This is a genomic window from Bradyrhizobium sp. ISRA436 (assembly GCF_029910015.1).
In the GTDB taxonomy this organism is placed as follows: Bacteria; Pseudomonadota; Alphaproteobacteria; order Rhizobiales; family Xanthobacteraceae; genus Bradyrhizobium.
In genome coordinates this window covers 5,495,278-5,515,458 of record NZ_CP094519.1, presented here as the reverse complement: position 1 = coordinate 5,515,458, position 20,181 = coordinate 5,495,278, and the positions used below count along the sequence as shown (strand labels likewise).

The 20,181-nt window shown below is 59.5% G+C and carries 14 protein-coding genes and 2 pseudogenes; 9 read left to right on the top strand and 7 right to left on the bottom strand.

Features of this window, described 5'->3' with window-relative positions:
- Positions 1-700 precede the first annotated feature (700 nt).
- Complete coding sequence (locus MTX23_RS25935) at positions 701-2,293, bottom strand: acyl-CoA dehydrogenase family protein (protein ID WP_280973047.1); 1,593 nt, start codon at positions 2,291-2,293, stop codon at positions 701-703.
- Between the two features lie 1,237 nt (positions 2,294-3,530).
- Between MTX23_RS25935 and MTX23_RS25930 the strand changes: the two genes are divergently transcribed.
- The gene (locus MTX23_RS25930; protein ID WP_280973046.1) at positions 3,531-4,280 is read left to right on the top strand and encodes a hypothetical protein; all 750 of its coding nucleotides are present in this window, start codon (positions 3,531-3,533) and stop codon (positions 4,278-4,280) included.
- Positions 4,281-4,837: 557 nt separating this feature from the next.
- Positions 4,838-5,107 carry an NEL-type E3 ubiquitin ligase domain-containing protein gene (locus MTX23_RS36435; protein ID WP_348637515.1) on the top strand — a complete coding sequence of 90 codons (270 nt, stop codon included), beginning with the start codon at positions 4,838-4,840 and terminating at the stop codon, positions 5,105-5,107.
- 659 nt (positions 5,108-5,766) lie between these two features.
- Here the strand turns inward: MTX23_RS36435 and MTX23_RS25920 are convergent.
- Positions 5,767-6,301 (bottom strand): annotated as a pseudogene (locus MTX23_RS25920) (IS5/IS1182 family transposase); the annotation flags it as partial.
- A 56-nt stretch (positions 6,302-6,357) separates the two neighbouring features.
- Between MTX23_RS25920 and MTX23_RS25915 the strand changes: the two are divergent.
- From MTX23_RS25915 to MTX23_RS25900, 4 genes and pseudogenes are all read left to right on the top strand, one after another.
- Positions 6,358-6,564 (top strand): annotated as a pseudogene (locus tag MTX23_RS25915) (enoyl-CoA hydratase); the annotation flags it as partial.
- A gap of 154 nt (positions 6,565-6,718) precedes the next feature.
- Positions 6,719-6,877, top strand: coding sequence for a hypothetical protein (locus MTX23_RS25910; protein ID WP_348637514.1), 159 nt, complete (start codon positions 6,719-6,721; stop codon positions 6,875-6,877).
- A gap of 245 nt (positions 6,878-7,122) precedes the next feature.
- Positions 7,123-7,893 (top strand): polyprenyl diphosphate synthase, encoded by a 771-nt coding sequence (uppS, locus tag MTX23_RS25905; RefSeq protein ID WP_280973044.1) that lies wholly within the window; start codon positions 7,123-7,125, stop codon positions 7,891-7,893.
- A gap of 401 nt (positions 7,894-8,294) precedes the next feature.
- Complete coding sequence (locus MTX23_RS25900) at positions 8,295-9,395, top strand: hypothetical protein (RefSeq protein WP_280973042.1); 1,101 nt, start codon at positions 8,295-8,297, stop codon at positions 9,393-9,395.
- 199 nt (positions 9,396-9,594) lie between these two features.
- Here the strand turns inward: MTX23_RS25900 and MTX23_RS25895 are convergent, their stop codons facing one another.
- Positions 9,595-9,837, bottom strand: coding sequence for a hypothetical protein (locus MTX23_RS25895; RefSeq protein ID WP_280973041.1), 243 nt, complete (start codon positions 9,835-9,837; stop codon positions 9,595-9,597).
- 3 nt (positions 9,838-9,840) lie between these two features.
- Positions 9,841-9,969, bottom strand: coding sequence for a DUF6516 family protein (locus MTX23_RS25890; protein WP_280973040.1), 129 nt, complete (start codon positions 9,967-9,969; stop codon positions 9,841-9,843).
- Positions 9,970-10,127: 158 nt separating this feature from the next.
- On the opposite strand from MTX23_RS25890, the gene MTX23_RS25885 reads away from it, so the two are divergent.
- Together MTX23_RS25885 and MTX23_RS25880 are read left to right on the top strand one after the other, a co-directional pair.
- Positions 10,128-10,442, top strand: coding sequence for a hypothetical protein (locus tag MTX23_RS25885; RefSeq protein WP_280973039.1), 315 nt, complete (start codon positions 10,128-10,130; stop codon positions 10,440-10,442).
- 696 nt (positions 10,443-11,138) lie between these two features.
- Positions 11,139-11,345: a hypothetical protein gene (locus tag MTX23_RS25880; protein ID WP_280973038.1), complete on the top strand. Its 207-nt coding sequence runs from the start codon at positions 11,139-11,141 to the stop codon at positions 11,343-11,345.
- A gap of 934 nt (positions 11,346-12,279) precedes the next feature.
- Here the strand turns inward: MTX23_RS25880 and MTX23_RS25875 are convergent.
- Both MTX23_RS25875 and MTX23_RS25870 read right to left on the bottom strand, forming a co-directional pair.
- Positions 12,280-13,758 (bottom strand): peptidase S10, encoded by a 1,479-nt coding sequence (locus tag MTX23_RS25875; protein ID WP_280978193.1) that lies wholly within the window; start codon positions 13,756-13,758, stop codon positions 12,280-12,282.
- A gap of 979 nt (positions 13,759-14,737) precedes the next feature.
- Positions 14,738-15,613: a sulfite exporter TauE/SafE family protein gene (locus MTX23_RS25870; RefSeq protein WP_280973037.1), complete on the bottom strand. Its 876-nt coding sequence runs from the start codon at positions 15,611-15,613 to the stop codon at positions 14,738-14,740.
- 1,716 nt (positions 15,614-17,329) lie between these two features.
- On the opposite strand from MTX23_RS25870, the gene MTX23_RS25865 reads away from it, so the two are divergent.
- Positions 17,330-17,872 carry a hypothetical protein gene (locus MTX23_RS25865; RefSeq protein ID WP_280973036.1) on the top strand — a complete coding sequence of 181 codons (543 nt, stop codon included), beginning with the start codon at positions 17,330-17,332 and terminating at the stop codon, positions 17,870-17,872.
- 291 nt (positions 17,873-18,163) lie between these two features.
- Here the strand turns inward: MTX23_RS25865 and MTX23_RS25860 are convergent, their stop codons facing one another.
- Complete coding sequence (locus MTX23_RS25860) at positions 18,164-19,330, bottom strand: acyl-CoA dehydrogenase family protein (protein WP_280973033.1); 1,167 nt, start codon at positions 19,328-19,330, stop codon at positions 18,164-18,166.
- Positions 19,331-20,181: the final 851 nt, after the last annotated feature.

Below are 20,181 nucleotides of genomic sequence, written 5' to 3'. Positions count from 1 at the left end.
AATATTTGGGTGCACTGTGGCGCCGCCGAAAGATCGATCGTGCTTGACATCATCTTCGAACTTCCGCCGACGATTGCTTCCTGCCGTTTCGTTGACCGGATAAATCCGGAAAGGCCGTCAACGCGGAAGCGTGCTGCCGTTAGCAGGCCTACCTGTCAATTAGCTGACGAGCGTCGCTGCAGAACACCCGGTTGGCTCGACTATGGCCATCAGCGACCGAAGCGGGTCCACGTTGCGGGTGAGCCGGTCAAGCTTCGCAATGAGCAGTTTGGCGCCGATTGCCTTGGCATGTGAGAGGGCCACCGCGAACTTGGGCGGTCGAAGCGCCTACCGCTCCCGGGTTCCACGTACCCGGTCGAAAGCGTCCACTTATAGCGCGACAATCTGGATGGGAAGCGCGCGAGCAGGGGCTTGCGCAGATTTGGAGCAGCTCCCTCTTCGCGTATCGTCCTGGATGATGCCAATAGTCGGCTGACCGTCCCGGTGGCGAGCGTATCAAGCGCGTCGGCGCCTTGACTGCGTCAAGCGGGCGGACGTTCTGGCCCAAGGCAATAGTGCAGCAAGCTGTTGCACAAATTCGCCATTCGACACGCCTCAGCGAAGGCGCTCATGTCTTTAACGTTTCGGGCAGACAGCCTGGTCAAACGAGGCCGAAGTCGTCTTCGGCCGGCCTCCCTCGCTCCCCTTGCCATCTGGGATGTCAGACATACTGCACCAATTTGAGGTAATCGTCCGTGAGGACTGGTGAGCGGATGGAAGAAGCCGCGTCGTGAAGGAAGGTATTCAGAGTCCGGCGAGCGCGAATGCGGTCTTCGAAAGATAGCCGCTTCGGCGCGCGAGTACGGAGAATCGCTAATTCGGAACTGACCAGGTCCGCTGCGGCCGCCGAACAATCTGAGGCCGAGAAGCAACCGGCAGACATGACAGCTTGTGCCAGTCCGAGTGTGGTGAGCCAACCCGCATAGACGAGTACGGCGCCGTCTGTCTCATTGAGCCCAGACAGATCCTCAATTGCAGCAGCGTGGACTTGTGCCGCACCGAGAGACCGAAAGAGAGCGGCTATTTCGTCACGTGTGGCTCGAGAGAGAAGGCAGCGGCCGAGATGTGATAGCAGCGTCTCGGTCGGACCTTCGAAGATGCGGAGAATGCGTGCGTCTCGATAGATCTTAGCGACAGGCGTTCCCTCATCGTAACCACGTCCGCCCAGCAGTTGGACGCATTGATCAGCGACGAGGCCGCACCACTCTGACGACAAAACCTTCGTTGCTGACGCAAGGTGGACGTTGGGTGCGCCCTGCGTTGAGACAAGTCGGCAGGATGCAGCCAGCATTGCCTTCACGATTTCCCGCCGCAGTACCATCTGTCCAAATAACTGCTCGATATAGCTGTTCTCGAGCATGCGCAGCTTGCCTAGTCGACGATGGCTTGCATATGAGGCTGCGACCTGGATGGCGCGTTCAAGCGCTCCAAGGCCCATGGCTGCCACACCGATGCGCCCGCGGTTCATACTGGATGCTGCCGCTCCCCAGCCGTCCTGATCGCGAGAGAGCACGTAAGCACTCGGCAGCTCGACGTCGTGGAACTCCAGGGTATTCTGAATAATTCCGCGTAGACCGAGCGTGCGATGCTCGTGCGTGACCTTTAGGCCAGGAGCCTGCCTATCAACCAATACGCCAACGACCCGGCCTTTCGCATCGGGACCGGAAGCGCGCGCAAAGCAAACGATCCAACGAGCCCAGTCAGCGAGGCCGATCCAAATTTTGCGGCCAGAGACGCGAACTCTATCTTCGTGCATGAAAGCCGAAGCCTCTATATGTCGCGGGGCGGAGCCAGCTCCAGGCTCTGTTAAAGCGAAAGCGCAAAGGTCGCCGCGTGTTGCGCCCCGCATGACCTGCCTCTGTTCAGGGATATGCGGTGCCGCTTCGATGCAGGGCAAGGCCAGGAAGTTATGGATCACGAGGGTAGAGGCAGCCGAGACGTCGAAGGACGCAGTGGCGGAGATGAGGTCGATGGCGTCTTGCAGGGGAAGAGCTAGCCCGCCATGCTCTGTTGGTGTCGTGAGCCCGAATAGCCCATGCTTTGCCAATACGCTGTGCAGGGTCGGAGGGAATGCTCGACGGTCATCCGCGTCTGCGAAATTCAACTGACTGAGGTCATCGATCAAACGGGAATATAGGGCAGTAGGTGCACCAAGTTCAGACGTGCGTTCCTGCGCCTCATCGCATAAGGGATAAGCTTGAGTGTACATAGCCATAAGAGCAGAATGATTGCGTGCGCGCTTCGTGCCAATCATCCGCGTGGCTAGCTCGTATAGACATTGGTATAGATGGATGCCAGCGTAACGTAAGCAGGCTATCCCGGATCGGGATTTATCGCGAATGCTGCTGGGCTGGCTTCAAGATGCCTCTTGCACGACGAACCCCAGCGTGTTCGCGACCGCGCAGTACCGCACGGTGCGCACCAGGGGCTCGTTGTGCAGACCACCGCCAGGCTGATGGTGTGATCGCCGCGTCAAGGATCTGGGGCAGCTCAAAGACACGGATCAGTTGCCGAAGCTCACTGCAGACGTCAGATTCGGATGTCGGCGAACCAGCCGCCTGAATAACCTCGTCACCTAAGATCCCGTATAGAAACCAGCGAACTGATTGGCGGCCAGCTCAAGTGCAAGACATTTATCGCAACTTCGTGAATCGCTCGACATGCCCAATTGCCATGGAGGCCTGTGGCCACGCGAAGGTTGATTACGTCGAGCCACGTAGTATCAGAGTGATGGCAGAAGGCTGGGAGGATCCGAACTATTGGGCGAGGTGGACGTGCGTACCGTTCCTCACTCGTCAGCTTCTCGAAAGCTCCCCTTGCAAAAATCTAGCCGAAACGACCCAACTCGACCCATGCCGAGATTTCATTGACGTTATGATCTCCTGCGCGAGCAACGACTATTGGAGCAACAACCGGGTGACTTTGACGCACACTATCCGCGGGCGGCGGCCGACGCCATTCCCCCGAGCGCCTCGGCGCGCTGTCAGCGCCGCTTCGAGGTCTGCGCTGATCACCTCATCCTCCGACTTCACCTCGCCCCGAGCTGAAGTGCTGGGTTCTTCACGGACGACCAATGAGGCTGGTCAGCTGATCGACAGCTAAGCCCTCTAGCATACGAACATCTCTATCCAGACAAGGGCCAAGTTTGATGGGCTCACCAAAATCTGGAAGAGAAGGACCTGCCCCCCCCTCAACATACCGAACCGTTCGAGAAACCAGATCCGATCATTTTACAGACATTTGCGCGCGTCTCGATTTCTGACTCGTGACTCGCTCAAATCGGATCAACTTTGTTGGATTGATGTCGATAAGGCTACCAAAGGAAAAATGGAATGGACCCATTTCACAATGTCGACCCATCCGCGGCTCGGACAAATTACGTCGAGTCGCAACAGGAAGAGACAGGGCAAGCAGACTTTGAGCGGCGGCTTAGAGAGCCTCAGCCAATCCTTCGAACATCAGCTTCACCCGGGGCTGGATCGACCCGCACTGTGACGGAAGGCAATGTGAGAGCGCAGTCTATCCAGGAGAACGAGCGGTGCGCAGCTGCATCCTTTGTCAGAACGCGCGCTCAGCTTGCCGCAACGCTGACCTGCGCAAACGTTGCGGAACTCAGAAGAGAAATCGAACTTGCTGCGCAAAGATCAGCACAATGGTCAAGCGCGACCAGGCCGTCAGCCAGCGGCGTCGATAGTGGTCGCGTTTACGACGACGTAGTGGCATCGTCGTACGCGGAGCTGCAGCGCTTTCAAGACCACGCCAGCCATTGCAAGCCACATGTGCTGGACCGTCAAAGCGCGTTGGACCATTTGCGTTCCATGGCGGCTTTGCGTTTCGACGCCGCTCCCTGGAATATTTGGGGAGGCCAACAACTTGATCTGGGTCGCGCAGCGGCAGAGCACATGAGAGGGGACACCAATTCTTCACCTTTTGTATCACTGTCCGAGGACGCTTCACAACTGCTCGTTTCGCCGGACGATGACGACGGGTATGGCGCCAAAGCAATCGCGGAAAACGCGAACGAGTTGCACACTTACACGGTGCCGAGGGTCACCACTTGGACGGCCGAAGAGATCGTCAGGATTCTTGAGGACGGGACTGAGAATGATGAACCCAGTCTAGCATGGGTGAGCGATACCCCAACTGAGGAGCGGGAGGTACTGTTTCTGGGCGGGAATCTGGATGACTATCGGACCGCTAGCGAATCGAATCCATACAGAAAGTCAGAGACAAGAGGCTGAGGTAGAAGATCCAGAGAGGCGATATGTCTTGTTGCGATGCTCGAAAAAATCGGAAGCAGCGTTTGCGGCATCTATGATAGTCCGATCGAAGTGGCGAGCGGTGGAGCTGGCCGCGTACCGCACTTCGACAATCAGAGTTTCCCCCGAAGCCTGTACCGTTTTCAGATTCGCCGCGCTTGTCGTCGGACTGAAGACAGGGTATTTCGCTCGCCAAGATCCCAATATAGCACCGCTATAGTCTGCAGAGCTTCATGCGCGAGTCTGACGGCAATGCCAGCAGAGCAACAACGAGCTTCGCGCGACGGTGACGCAGTCATCATTGCACGAGGTGTCGCAGACCAATCTGACGACGGTCATGCGTGGCGACGACTATGCCGGTTCGCAGATCCTTTTCTCGTTTGAACCGATGGAGGCCGGGCCCCTGCCGCTACACGAGGGCGTCGCAGGCTGGTTGAGCAGGTCTCCAGCATGGCCGTGTCATATTCCGTTTGGGGGCGCTGGACGAAATAGCGCGCTAGTGCGCCAGAGTGTAGCCCTTGGCCGGTCCGAGCCGATCAATGATATCGAGGTCTACCTCGCCTACCAGACCCCGTTGCGCGAGCCATTGGAGCTACGTGCGCTTTCTTACTGTCTCTCACGTCGCCCGAGACGACGTTGCCGGGGCCATGGCGACGGTGCCGGGCGAGGAAGCTAGAGGCTTTGCGGACTATTTGGCTACACGTTGGCATCCTTGGGGCACCGTGCTGAGGCGCATTGCCTCGGATGACCATGCAGAGATGGAAGATCGGCTCATCGCGCGATGGGCGATGAGTTTCAAACTCGCCTGAACCAGCGGCTCGCTGAAGAGGGTCTGACGGGCGACGCCGCTGCCGAGCGGACGCTTGACCTCAAATCGTCAGTGAGATCGCCCGGGAAATCAAAAGCAAGGTCATGCTGCCGGGCGGTTGGGAGGCTTAGTGTCGAACTGTAAAGATCGGCCAGACCCATGATACAGATTGCTGTCATGAGATCGCACCCCTACGCAATGACGGCCCTGCCGAGGTGATCGGCTACGGAGGCATCGTCTATCGGCGATGCCATCGTTACTTAAAGGGTGATGGCGACTGAAAGGTACATGGCTGCGGTACGCCTATGTAAGGCTTCGTACCGCAGTTGTACCTTGGCAGGAGCGCCTCGCCATCCGCTTTGAAGAGGAGCAGCTCCGACCTCATGGGCCGAAGGAACTTAAGGAAGAACGAAAAGCCCCAGCACGTTCTGCGAGCCGTGGAAGCCAAGGTGCTGAGGCCGTCGTAGCCTTATCCAAGAGATGCAAACGGATAGGCGGCGTCATTGTGCATCGCGAAGTCGATTCATCAAACCGGCGGGAATGATTATCTCGCTGGCTTGCCAACCATCCGAAAGCCAAGTCTCGCCGGACGTTTGCCCGTTGGGTTCACGGCGGACACAACCATAGACCCTTCACGCCGAGCGCGACGACACCGTTTGGCTTCTGCCCTGAGATGAACATCCTGAACTTGTAGTCGGGTGGCGCATCGTGGTCGCGATAGCCTTTGTCGAAAACGAGGCGCTCGATGATGTTGCCGATCAGCGCCTCCATGTCCGGATCACGGTTTTGAGCGTGTGGCCGTCATAGGGGTTGCCGGGCAAGGCCTTCACATGGGTGACGAACTGGCCGCCGCAGGCCGGCGATAGCGTCGTGGCGACCGAGACCTTGACGCCGAACTCGTAGGGCCGGTGCACCTTGCCTTGCCGATGCACTCTACCTCCGGCGCGTGCAGCGAGTAGACCTTCGGTCCTCGCTGGCGCTGCTTCTGGTCAAGCACCCCTCGCGCCAGCGCCAGCATGCGGTCGAGCGCGATCTCATGAAGCAAGCCGACGCTGCCTTCGAGCTTGCGGGTGATATCGCGGATGACGCGGCCGAGATAGGTTCGCAGCGTCCTCAAGGCCCGGTTGGCGCGCTTGAACTGCTTGGCGTGGGCATCGCGCTGGTGCTTGATCAGGGCGAACTTGCCCATCGACAAACATAGTATGGTCGGTGAGCCCGCCAGCCACGGTTGAGGCGACGCCCATGGCCCCGCTGGAGCTTGCCGAACGGGTCGCCGCGAACGCGCCGCTGACAAATTTCGCGGTGCTTCAGGCGTTGCCGATGATCGCGGAGGCCAATCCGCAGACCGGGCTTTTGATACAATCCCTGATGGCGACCGTCGCGCAGAGCGACAAGGAAGCCAAGCGGCGCATCCACGCGTTCCTTGATCGCAAGACCGCTAAGGTGAAGCCGACATGAGCGCAAAGCCTGATAGGCCTTCGCCGCTCGCCGGCGCGCATTTGCTTCGTCCGATCTCGTTCGGCAATCCCGAGATGACGGTCGAGCGTCGCGCCGACGGCACGATCTACCTTCGTCCGAGTCCTACATTCGCAAAGCCGAAACCGGAACGCTCGTGGTCTATGCCGACAAGATCATTCGCAAAGAGACGAATTCCGAGACCGGCGACGAAGCCGAACGGGCGATTCCTTTCATGAAGGGCTACACGGTCTTTAACGCTGAGCAAATCTACCAAGGGATGTGCAGGGTAGGTTCTGAACGTCGGTCGCTCTGAGGTTGGCAGTGCCGCTATTCGAATTTTAGTTCTATGGGCATCGCCGCAGTCGCGTTGGCCGGCGGCGGCGGAGCAATCGCTGCCCCCCCCCCATAGCTGGTAGTTTGTACCTGCCGCTGAATAGTTAAGATACTAGGAAGACCGTTCAATGATCAAGCGACGGTCACGCCGAGCTATCCCGCCCGAGCGCGCAATGCATTCGCGAAGGAAGCCTCTTGTCTTCGTGATCAATTGAGGGAGCGCTGATGATGCAAGTCACCGCTTTGGCTACTTCCGACGCGTGCGCGACGAACCGGGGCGATGCGCAGTTGTCCGATCGACCCGTAGCGATTCGGCATCTTGCCGTCATCCTCGACGGCAACCGGCGGTGGGCGGAACGACTCGGCCTGCAGTCGATCGAAGGCTACCGGGCAGGGGGACGCAACGTTCATGCCCTGTTATCGTGGTGCAGCGAGGCCGGCATTCCGATAGTCACTCTATGGCCGCTGTCCGCAGAAAACCTCACTCGCGATCCGGAAGAACTGCACGCACTGCTGACCGTCATCGCCGATGTTTTTGAGGAACTTGCATGCAGCCACCTCTGGCACCTGCGCGCGATCGGCGACCTGTCCCGTCTTCCGCCCGATGCGGAGCGCCGCATTCGCAACGCCGAGTGCCATACTGCAGGCATTGCCGGGCTCGACGTGAACATCGCCGTCGCATACAGCGGCCGCCTCGAATTGCTGCATGCCATCAGGACGCTGATCGCGGACCACCTCACGGCCGGCACCGTGGACACGCTGCAAACTGACCTGGGTCCTGAATCGATCGCGAGCCGGCTCTATACGGCAGGGCAATCCGATCCGGATCTCGTCATCCGGACGTCCGGAGAGCAGCGGCTGTCGAACTTTATGCTTTGGCAGTGTGCGTTCTCCGAGTTTCATTTTACGCCGGTCTGTTGGCCTGATTTCAGCCGCGCGGATTTCGAGGAGGCGCTCACGGTCTATCGGTTGCGGCATCGCAGATTCGGGCAATGACGTCTCCCTATCCCGAAGGATGGTTCGCGATCCTGGCCAGCGACAAGATCCGGCCGGGCGAAGTCGCCGCCGCGGGTCTGATGAACGAGGACGCATGCTCTATCGTACAGACGCGCGGGTATATGTGACGTAGTGTCTGCACCTCGACACGCATTTGGGCTACGGCGGTTGCGTCGACGGCGAAGATCACCTCGTCTCCCTGTTCCACGCATTCGCATACGACAAGCAAGGCGCATGCGCACGCACGGGGCGCGGCGACCGGCCGCGGCGCGTCTCGCTCGGGCACCGCCGGCCCGCGCACGAAGTCAACGGCCTGCTGTACATGTGGCATCGCCATACGGGCTCGCCGCCGGCGTAGAAGCGACAGAATCGACAGTAACGATACGTCCCGGAGATCGCATATGAATCAATCGGCACATCCGAGCAATCCCGAAAGCAGGCTCCTCCCCAACAGCACACTGCTCGGCAGCAAGCTGCGTCTTCCAGCGTTTTACTATCCGTTTCCGGAGGAGCGCGATCCGAATACCGACGCCGTGGAAGCGGAAGTCGTGGAATGGGCGGTCCGCTATGCGCTCGTCGGGCGCGGCGGCAAGGGTGAAGCCATGCTGCGCAGCCTCGGCCCAGCCGACGTATGCGGCCGGATGTATCATTGCAGGAACCGCGAAGCATTCCTGGCTGCATCGATCTGGAGTGCGTGGATGTTCCTGGTGGACGAGCACTTCTGCGAGACCGGCGCGTATCACGGTTCGCCGGGCCGACTTGCACAATTCCACCTCTGGCTAAGGGCGATCTTGACCGATCCGGGCGGATACGACTGGCGGTCGATGTACCGGGAGATTGTCCGCGGCCTTCCGGCTGAATATGCCGAACTTTGCATCAGGACGGGAGAGGCGACCACCGACATGGCGCAACGCATCGAGAAGGTGAGCAGCCCGATGCAATACGTGCGCTGGATGGAAAGTATGACGTGCTATTTTCTCAGCACCATCTGGCAGCTGGGACTCGACATGAGCGGGCCGCCGCCAAGTGTGCAGGAGTATTTGCTCGGCCGGGCCAGCTTTTCCGGCGCGCCACCTACCTGCGCGCTGGCCGATATCGTCGCCGGATACGAGGTGCCGGCCAACGAGCACCAGCGCGTCGAGGTCAGACGGCTACAGACTCTCGTGGGTATCGTCCTCAGTCTATGCAACGACGTCATGTCGTTCCCCCGCGAAATCGGCGTAATCTGGAATCTGCCGAACATCCTGATCGCACAGGGCATGTCGCAACAGGAAGCTATTACGAATACGGTGCGCATTCACAATGATGTGGTCCGCGAGTATCTAGACCTGGAGGCGCGGATCACGCCTTGGTCGGGTGCCGAGCTTCGGCGTTTCCTCCACGACATGGGCACGCTGATGCGTGGTCACTACGACTGGGCACGCCAGCAGAAGCGTTATGCCGCGACTGACAACTATTTCTTCGATGCTCCGGTCGAACCAGACGAATTTCGGGCCGCCTGAACAGGCCAGCGCACGGGCGGTCGGACGTCAAAGATAATTGAGCAGGGACGGCATTGTCTGACTGCCCGGTTCAACCTGACTATTGATACGGGCGGCGACGTCACGCCGCCATCATGTCAAACTCGACATGCACGCGGTCATAGGGGAATTCCACACCCCCACTTTCGGTGCGCTCCAAAATCCCCGCAGCAGGGTCACGTCAGAGTGGAACCCCCTTGAAGTCACGATCGACCCGACGTGCGACTTCCCGGATCGTCAGGGGGCCGGTTCCGGTCATAACGCGCACAATTTCCATGCGTTTGGGCGCAAGCACTCGCCAAAGATCGCTGACGCTCTCGAACGAAATTCGGTCGTCGCCGGCTTTACGCTGCCCGTGCGCACTCGCCAGGATGCGGCGCATCACGTCGCTTTGTGTCTCGACGCTCAGGATAACCGTCCGCATGCTCTATCTCCGTTTATTCACGTCGCGCGAAAAATCCGCCAGCAGCCGCTCCAGCCCACGAAACGCATATGGGCTTTCCTTGCCATCCAGATGGCGATGATCGCCCTTGCCGCGTTCATTGTCGTAACGCACGCGTCAGACGCCGTTCACCACATAGGCGAGCTGAACTGAAGCGCTCATTCACGATGTTCCAGTCGATCAGCGCTGCCGACCGCACCCGCGGATGACCCATGTCGATGATCTGATCAAGCGGCGGAAGCAACAAGTCTTTCTGGCGATCATCCCGCGGCTTGCTCATCGCAATTCGCAATGTCGACGACGCCGTCAGGGAATCACGAATCGCCCAAAAGCAAAACCAAAAACGCAAGAAAGCGAGGTCCAATATCCCCCTTTCCTACAAAATTGAATGCTACATCAAGACCAATTCTGCTTATTTCTCAGATCAATCCGCATTCTTCACGGACGACTCATTGCTTGAAGAAAATCCAGTCCTTGCGACTGTACCGAGCGGCGAGGATTCGCGCGGGCGCGCGGCGCTTGTCGCCAACAAGGCCCGCGCGGTGCACTTCGAGCCAGGCATCCGCAACACACCGCGAATAGCCTAAGCTCACATCACTAAGGCGCCGCGCGACCGCGAGAATTGCCACCCAACCCCGGCAAGGCTACGAACGATTCGAGTTGCAATGAAAACCCTCGGCGGCAAGAACCGGCGCGCCGCCGCCTCAGCTCGGAAAGACAAAATGGGCATTGGCGCTTGCAGTCAATGCGCTACAAGATCGGCCGCCCTCAACAACTATATCGCGGCGATGGCAAGTTCTAGCCGGGAATGTAGTCCTGTTCCCTGCCAGCATGCCACCGTGCTCGAGTCGGTCGAAGCCGTGTGGTGCGGCCTGCAGCGCAGCCGAACAAAAGAATGGAATTGCAGCGATCTCCCCAGTCGCCATCTTGGACATGAAGAAATTGCTTGTCCATCTCATCACGGAAGGTGACGTAGGGCCGTTGGCAGCACACGTCGGGCCTCGAACCAATGCAACTCACTGGTCCGGTGCGGACGACATAGTCGGGGTTAACACGTGATGTTCGATGCTCCGAGAAATGCGTCGGCCATTTCGGAGCGGAGCGAGAGGCAGACCATAAGCAGCGTCGCTCGTTCTGCGCGACTTAAGATCAAGGCGGCCGCGATGTCCGAGCTTATCCATGCCGTAGATGGACCCAATCAAGAAAATCAATTTTACCACTTGTGGCGTAGTCATATAGTCCTTGAAGGACGGCTGGGGCCAACCTAGGGAAGCGACTCTCGAATGAAAAGATTCGTGTTTGTGACTGCGAGCGCCCTCGCGCTTGGAACGGCGGCGGTGCCGACTTTTGCTGCGAAGGTTGCCGCGCAACGGGTCACCACCACGGTGCAGGTAGCCGATACGTCATATCCTCAATGCGCGGATGACCCGTTGGACGGTATCTGCGATCTCTTCTTTTGTTTGACCGATCCGTCGTGCGTGCAGCATTAATAACAGAAAACAAACCAAGCAGAGAATAGGATGGAGGTCTCGTGCACCGGCCGCTCGCGGGGACAGCGGCCGCGTCCTCTTCGCGTACGAGGGTGCGCTGCTAGATGGTACAAGGTGCGCCATCTTCAGTGTCTTCTCAGATGACAATTCCGCCCGACTAAGCCCACAACATAAGAGACAGCAAAGTTTGCGGATACTGCCGTTACTTGGGCATGTTGGTACTCGCCCGGCACTGCGGTCGGGCTGGCCGAGAGCGTAGGTGTGCGTAAGGACCCCTAACGTCCGGACCGTTTCCCGCGCTGGCCATTCCGATCGAGAGCGCCCGGCCTTCCCAACGATACTCGATTGTGCGCTCAATAATCATATTTAAACACCATCGAGATCGCGCGCGCTCTTGAGCGGGCTTTGCTGTGACACCGGAGGTCGCAGGCCAATGGTGCTTTCAGAAAAGGAATGGACAGCGTGAAAAGGGATTGGGCAGGCGTCACGCCCCGTACGGGCTGACTACATCAAGCGGGATCTCATCGAGCCCCGCTGGATTGGCTCCCGGCCGTAGCGCGAAGCACTGAATATGCGCCTCGCCGGGCAGGATGCCTCCCGGTATCAGACCGGGTGCTCGCCGACTCGCAAGATGAGCCGGAACCTCCTGTCGCTTGCAATTGCGGCCAGCGCAGTGCTGTTGAGCGCACTCGAGTGCGCGCCAGATCGGAGCGGAATTCCCATCGAGACAGACAAAACCGTTCGATGGCCGGAATCTCAAACAGTCCAGGGCACTGCTGGATGATCAGGCACAAATCCATCCAGGACCGCCTCGATTGCCCGAAGGTTCTGGCTGGGTCTGGCGTCGGAACAGGCGCCAGGATTCGGCAGCACTAGCGCAAGATTGAAGATGCTTGTGGAGCGCGAGCTTGCCTGTGACGAGGTCCTGGTCGGCTTACTTCATCATCGCCTCGACTTCCGCACGAAAAGCCTGGCGCGAGGCGTCCCGTGAATAGAACATGTGCCCGCCCGGAAACACCATAAGTTTGACACGCGGTGTGGAGGCAAATGGCGGCAATTGATCAAGCACGATCTGTGATCCGAAATACGGCGTGACGAGGTCAAAAAGGCCATGCGCGACCAGCAATTTCATCTTGCGGTCCGTTGCCAGGATCTGGCGCAGCTCCGAAAGAGACTCCGGAGGGCTACGGCCGAAATCCCAAGCCGGCCGGACCGTGTCGTTGAGCAGCTCATAGGACCCATCCGGTCGCCAATTAAGTTTGCGCGTGAGGAGATCGACGGTGGCGCTGGTCAGAGGCGCCAGGAGCGTATCGCTCGAGGGATCGCCGGACAGCTGGAAATCGAACTCCGGATATGGATCGAGGCCACGCACTGAGGCGTCATAATTGCCGATTAACTTGCCGTTCTTACGGTCGAATTCACGGCGGAACTCGGCGAGCCCAAAGCGGCCCGCGAGCCTGCGACTGACCGCTTGGTCGATGCCGGTCAGCGCCGCGGCCTTGTCGGCCAGACGCGTGGTCGCTTCCTTATCCGCCTGGCCTTTGATGAGGTCGACCAGAAATTCGCCGCGAGCATAAGCTTCTACGTCGGCGAGATCGGCTCGCTTCACCGGGCTCTCGGCTTCACGCATGGTCGCGACATAGCTTGGTAGCCTTGCGACGTATTGCAGTAGGCTCGTGCGGGCAAACTGGCTGTAATCGAATGCTGGCGAGACCATGATCAGGCCCTTGATGCCTATGCCCTGCCGCGTCTGCAATTGGTGGGCAACCTTTGGCCCGCGAATGCCGCCATAGCTTTCACCCGCGAGATACTTCGGCGACAACAGCCGGTCATGCTTTTCGAGCCAGCGGCGAACCACCAGCGCGAGCGCGTTGACGTCGCCCTCAACGGAATAGAGCCGCTTGCGCACATCCTTGCCGGTCCCCACGAAACGGCTAAAGCCGGTGCCCACGGGATCGAGAAACACCAGATCGGTGAAATCGAGCCAAGTTTCTGCGTTTGGCCTTACTTCCGGCGATGTCGATGGCGTGACCTCGTCAGCATTGATTGGCAGCCGCCACGGTCCGGCATTGCCGAGCTGCAGCCAGGCCGATGATGAGCCCGGTCCGCCGTTGAAGAAGAATGTTACCGGGCGAGTGCCGCGATCGGTGCCGTCAAGCTGATAGGAGGTGTAGGCGATGTCGGCCTGCGGCTTGCCCTTATCGTCAAACAAGCGGATGGAGCCAGCGGTCGCGATGAAAGAAAGCGTCCGCCCAGGGAGCTCAAGCGTATGCCTGGTGCTGGAGTCCGGCGGCAGGCGATGCTGCTCGGTCGCCGACGGCATACTCGGCGTCTGGCCGGCGCCACCATTCTGGCCGTCCGCCGTCGTGATCTGGGTAGGCGGCGGCGGATCTGCGGCACGCGCGCTCCCCATTACACCGCAGGCAAACAGGATCACCGCAAGAGACGTGCGGTGCGGCGCGGTCAATTGCATCGAGTTGCTCCTGTCCCGACGCGCACTTTGGTGCGCGTGGCGTCTGTCAAACCAGCTCTAACCACTAGCTCAGGCCGGAAAGCAACAAACCTACTAGATCCAGTAGTCATCACCATCGTCAGATGCTCTATCAATCACGATGATAACCTGTCGCTGGTAGGCGACGAACCGAATGGGCGTAACGATCGAATAGGTTGGATGAGGACAGCCAGCTACAGCCGACCCGTACGAATGTGAGATTTGGAGCTGGCCCGTGGATCACCATACCGGCGGACGGCTTCTGCAATCGTCGAAAGAGAAAGACCTGACAGACGACCGCGCTCAATCACAGGTCGGAGGCCTTGCACAACGGCGGCAACCGCAGAAGCGGCCTACATGAAGCACCGCTAAACCGACAACCGCCAGCGGTTAGCACCGAATCCCCGATCGCTTGTGCGAACGGCCGCCGGACCAGAAAGCGCGCCGACTATCGTCAACCTGCCGATCGTCTTGCCGACGATCGCAGCCGTCAGGGGACCGACTACGATTGCGGAGCGTTCGTGGTGGATGGCACGTGGGCACTGATTCGCCGATTGGCGCAAAGACGACGGCCAGCCGTGCCACAGCTCGACAACCTCCGCGCCGATCGGCGGCCACTCCAAAACCTAGTCAGGGCTCATCCGGCTTGGACTGATCGAGCTGGCTGGAACGGCTCTCGCCGATAGATCGGCAAAGCGCCGTACATAATGGTTGTAGACGCGGACCGTCTGGCAGTCGTAAACGGAAGGGGACCGGCTCGTCGAGCGGTCCGAGGCTCGGACCTGCCGGTTCAAAATTAGATCGTGAGTGCCCTGGCAATCACCGTCGAATGGACGGCGATACTTTGGCCCATGCACAAATAACGCGACCTCATCGCGGCGAGGTCGGCCCCGATGCCGCGTCACTTGGCGAAACGATTGTCCCGTCTGGGCAAGGGCGCATGCGCCATAAAGAACGTGTACAGCAAGCAAAGGTCGATCAGCATCGTGGCCGCCATGACGCCATAGGCCCATGGGCTTTCCATCAGCTTCAACTCGATCAGCACCCGCGATAAACCGAAGCCAACGACCCATGCATCGAAGCTCATGCAGATGCGGCGGAAGGTCTCCGCATCAATCCGCCGGATGACATAGGATCCCGCCGGGATACCCAGCACGACGCTGGGAACAAAAACATAAAGCAGGCTCGCGCTTTCCGAGACGAACAGGCCGAGCTTGTAATAGACGATGGCAGTCACGCTCGATTCCACCACGCGAACCAGCGCAAGGCCGGCGCGAAACTCGTTCTTGACCAAGCCCTGGTTGTTGAACAGCATCGCCAAGGGAGGGCCGGAGATGGTCGTCACGGAATAGAGGACACCCAGCATCGAACCGAACGGCAGACCTATCAGCCAGTTCGCCCTGATCGAGCGCCGCCACCCCGCCGCCTGCAGCAAGATCAGGGGCAGAATACCTAAGTAGGTAGCGAACTTCATCCAGCCCGGCTGAAGCGAGGCCAGAACATAACCACCAATCGCAATGCCCGGTAAGAGGCCGAGCAAGATGGGAAGCACCCGTTTCCAAACCGCCCGGACACCGTTCAGATTGATCAAGAGGACGTAGAAGTTGACGAAGACCTCGATAATGACGATCGCGGGATTGAGGATACGATTGGTGTAGACAATGAGGGCAAGCGGTACTGTGAGGGACGAAAAACCATAACCGATGGCTCCGTTCACAAAGGCCGCAAAAAAGGCCGTTGCGGCCAGAAAGATCGCGGCGGCATCGAAAGGGGGCATTTCGTTAGCCTTCAGTTTCGGGTGGCGCCGGACAATGCGTTACGCCACCAGGACGTGGGTATTCATCAGGCTCGCAGCGGCTTCATATCACTCGCAAATCAGCTCCGGTTGGCCTTCAAAGTAGCGGGGGCTGCGGTCAAGCACCGAACCTCAATAGGTGCGCCCGCTGCCAACTCCAGATCGATCACAACATCCTGGGAGACGTGCGGTGTTTCCCACTACCTGACCAGGACAACTCAGCCAATATGGGGCGATATCTTTTTTTATTGTTTGCGATCGAACCCTTTACAGCCGTCCCTCGTATCGAAATCTCCAGATCGAGCTGTTACGGCCTTCGCTGCATCGGTGACCGCTGATTTGGCTCAGCCCTCGGGATTGGTCGTCCATTCACATACGCTCCATGATGGGTCCGTCGGTCCGCTTACTGAAGGCGGGCTCTTGCCGTCCAGTGTCGGACGACCGGCCTTTAAACGGACGTATCCAAGCGCTGAGTTATACAGGCAACGTGGTCTGAGGTTGCCGAAAGCAAAAGCTTCTCCTCTGAGAGCCAATGAGGCAACGAAAGTATTGCTGTATTCGTTGAAGGAGCATGACTTCTCTCCTGGCGCGTGACCTGTCTCTTGGACCATCTCGAAGGCATCGACGTCTGCTCGCAGATCGCCGATCTGCCGATCCGCTTTCTCGTGCAGCGGGATGCCGACGCTCCGTCGGTCCCATCGCGGTGGCAATTTGGACTATCGCTCGTAGGCCAATCCTATCGGCGCGTACCAGAGCGGCGTCCATCAGCTGCGCGGGGTCGGGCATCATTTTGAGCCAATGTTCGACCTGGATTGAGAGGCCGGCCGACACCAAGTCGGCACCCGGGCTACTCTGTTCAGCCGTGTTCGGTTGGAGAGGTCTTATGTCAGAAACGATCAGGCTCGCTCTGCCGCGCCTTGCCGCGACGGCGAACAGGATTCCACGTCCGTTGGGGTTGGAGCAACCAGTATGAGTCAGGAAGACGCCGCTCCATCAGCTACCAGGATTAGTTGGGGGATCCTGCTCAGGCTCGGCGGAGGAAAATCACGTGCTGCAGGCCTGGAGGCCCCTGCATGGCCGTGTAGTTCACGCCGTGAATGGTGAGATTTGTCTGCGGCTGAGACGGGTTCGGCAGGACGTTGTGCAAGCGCATTCCTTCAATGAGGTCTGGCGGCGCCCATTGGTCGCCATGCTGCCAGGGCCCGGCGAGGCACAGTGATAGATTAGGCGGGGCAGGCGCCGCGTCAGCCGGTTGATATGGCGAGCCCAAGATCGACTCCTCGAGGCTGTGCTCCCAGCATGCCGAACTTGGTTGATTGACGCTTGGCGCTGGCAAGTGAGGCATTGAAGGGCCGCTCTGCCAGACGTTTGCCGCACCCCAGCTGTCGGCTGGCAACGGGCCGGCTTGATCCACCGCCCGCCAAAGCTCCTCTGGATCGAAACTTGCACTGGCGACGGAATGGTCTGCCCCTCCGCCTGGCCAGACCCGCCCGCACCGCGGGTAGCCTCGCCGAGCTCACGATACTCTCGAAGCGCCGTCAACGCGGCCTTCATTGGACGGTTGTTCGGGAATGACTTGTTGGCGTGAGCGAGCAGCGAGTTGTGACCGAGTGCAGCAATCGTTTGGCCGGGCCCGAGGGAATTCGCCAAGCTTTGAAGAACCCCAGCATAATTCTGGGCAGACGTCGATTTCCATCCATGACGCTCAGCGCCTGCCCGGACCGCAGCGTCGATGAGGCTCTTGTCGTCCGCAGAGAGTTCATATCGCCGCTCGTCAGCGGATGCGTCGGGCTCGCGATATTTGCGAACCGCCGCCAATGCAGGCCTCATGGCTGTGACGCGCGGAAAGACCTTTTCGGCATGAGCGACCAGAAAATTGTGATCGAGCGCATCAATCGTTTGACCCCGAGAGTCGAGATCATTTCCCAATTTGCGAAGAGCAATCGCATAACCCAGGCACGTCTTTTCTTTCAGAGTCCCGTGCTCGGCCTAGGCCTTGATCGCGGCCTCGATCAGGCTCCGGTCTTGGTGAGACAGATGAGGATACCGGTCCAGAGGCGGCGGAGCCGCTGCGATGGGAGCGCTATCGGCTCGGCGCGCCCGGTCCAGGTTCTGCTCAAAGTCCTCTTGCCCGGCCTGCTGTCGTTCCAGCATGGCGTGGTACATATCCCGCCACCCCGGGTCGAATGGATTGAAATTGTGCGGGTCCATTCTCACCTCGTACGTTCGCAGCACGACTAGCCAGTCTAGTCGTGCTAGCTTTCGACAAGCTGACGAGCCCGCCCTTGCGTCCGGATTCAATTTGGCATTGTGCTACGGCAGGAGCACTTGGCGCGAGGAGACTTCGTGAGTTGGACCCGGCAGGCATTGCGCGTGAAGCGGTTGCCGAACAGGGCATCGCGCTGCAGACCGCTTCATAGCCCAGACCCGGCAACCCCGCAGGTAAATGGACAGACGATTGGGGATGCCCCCATGTTGATCTCGCAAGCGTCTTATCGCGCGAAGGGCGGAAATGTTCGCAGAAGAATGATTTTATAGAACGCCCGGCTGCGCCGGATATCCGAGCAAGAGTCGGCCAGCGCTCTGAAGTGTTCCCTCGCTGAAGACCGCATGCTGGGCCACCACGAAACTGTCACACATCGCACGCGCGAGATTGCTCGTCGTGTACACCGAACCGGCTCCAGCGAGACCGCAGGCGATCTTGCAAACTTCGGCGCTCTGCCGCGCAGCGTTTGTCGCGGCTAACCGCATCAGCATCGCCGTGTTCGGATTGATCACGCCGTTGAGCGCTTCGTTCCACAGCTGATCGGTGGCCTCATAGAAGAAGGAGCGGGCGGAACGCAGCATGGCTTCAGCTCTGGCCATCTCCAGTTGAACGTAGCCACGCTCCGCCATCACCGGCGCTCCAGTGATCGAGGTACGGCTTCCGGCCATGGCAATCACCTCGTCCAGCGCGGAGCGCGCAATGCCGACGCCGACGATCGCGTGCGCCTGGGCCGCGAAAACCACGGACGGATAACGGTAGATCGGCGCATCGAGCGTCGACGGACCGCCGCGGATCAAGGTCCATTCCTCCGGCACAACGACATCTTTGACAACCAAATCGTGGCTGCCAGTGCCTTGCAGGCCGATGACGTCCCAATTGGGGCGAATTGTCACCTTCTCGGCCGGAATGACGGCGATACGAGGAAGGCCATCGACTGGATCACCTTCCACCGTGATGCCGACGCCGATCATCTCCGCACCGGGCGAGCCGCTGGCGAACGGCCACACGCCATTGACAACAAAACCGCCGATGCTCCGCTTGGCGGGCTGTAGCGGGAAAAGCGCACCTGCGTAGACCACGTCGGGGCCATTCGCATATAATTCGCCAAGCGTGTCATCCGGGAGAGCAGAGAGATAGCACGCCCCATCACCGAAGCTCGCCACCCAACCGGCGGAGCCGTCCGCCTCGGAAATGCGCTCGATCAGGCGACAAAAATCGGCCGGAGTGCGCTCCTCGCCGCCGAAACGTTTGGCGACCATGGCCCGATAGACGCCAACGCGCTTGAAGCCGTCGATGATGTCATCTGGAACCTTCTGTGCGGCGCCGAACTCGTTTCGACGCGCACGGATCTCGGCGAGGAGCGTCGACAGGGTGTCCTCGGCTGCAGCCGTAATGTCAGTCTCTCGCGTGATCGTCCCTGGCGGCGCGTTCATAGCTGGTCCTCGATGGCGTGATGCGAGTGGCGCTGCTGCACTGCGTCTTGGAGCGGCCGCGCACGTTTTGTCATGGCTTCCCAATTGGCGGTTTCACCAAGCGCCAACTACGGCAGCCCACATCTGTGAACGTCTGGTCGGTGACTGCGAGACAGCCCCAGCCTGCGGATCCTTTACAGTCCTCCAGCAAACGACGTGCCATCGTTCTGGCTGCGTTTGAACGGAGGCGGGACCACGTGGTTCGGTCTCCTCAACGGGATGCTTGCGCCTCAGTGTCTGATTCAAGGCATAACGCGTCGTCAACCGGACATCGTGAATTGAATTCGGCTGGCCTGCATCCCGGCCGGGGGATCTACGCGGCGGGGTGGATTGTAAGTTGGATCGTCGCCAGCTCCGATCTCTGGGTATTGCGGGATCACTGTGACCTGCAAAAAAGCCGTCGCCAGTGTCAGAAACCTTCGCGCGGCGCAGCGGGGTCCGGCATCTTGGCGAAAGCGTTGGCCGATCAGCCGAGGGCGGAAAATAGGCACAAAAAAGCCCCGCCGAAGCGGGGCCCAAGTCTGGGAGTGAGCAGACATCGCCCGAGCGATGCATAAGCGAGTGGGTGCGTTGTCGGTGCTCAAATTTTGTACAGAATGGACTGATGTGAAGCCGACGCCTGGCAGGCGTGTTCTGGTAGCAACATAACGGTACGGTCCGTGCCACGTCCCACGATCCAGATTTGCCGCCCCCAGCGGAGATCACTTAGGAGGAGGCCGCAGGCTCGAACTGAGCCTTGGGTGGCCGATCCGGCTGGTCATGTTACCGCAGGCGGATCGTGAAGCCTGACCAAACTCGATCATCGGTTTCCT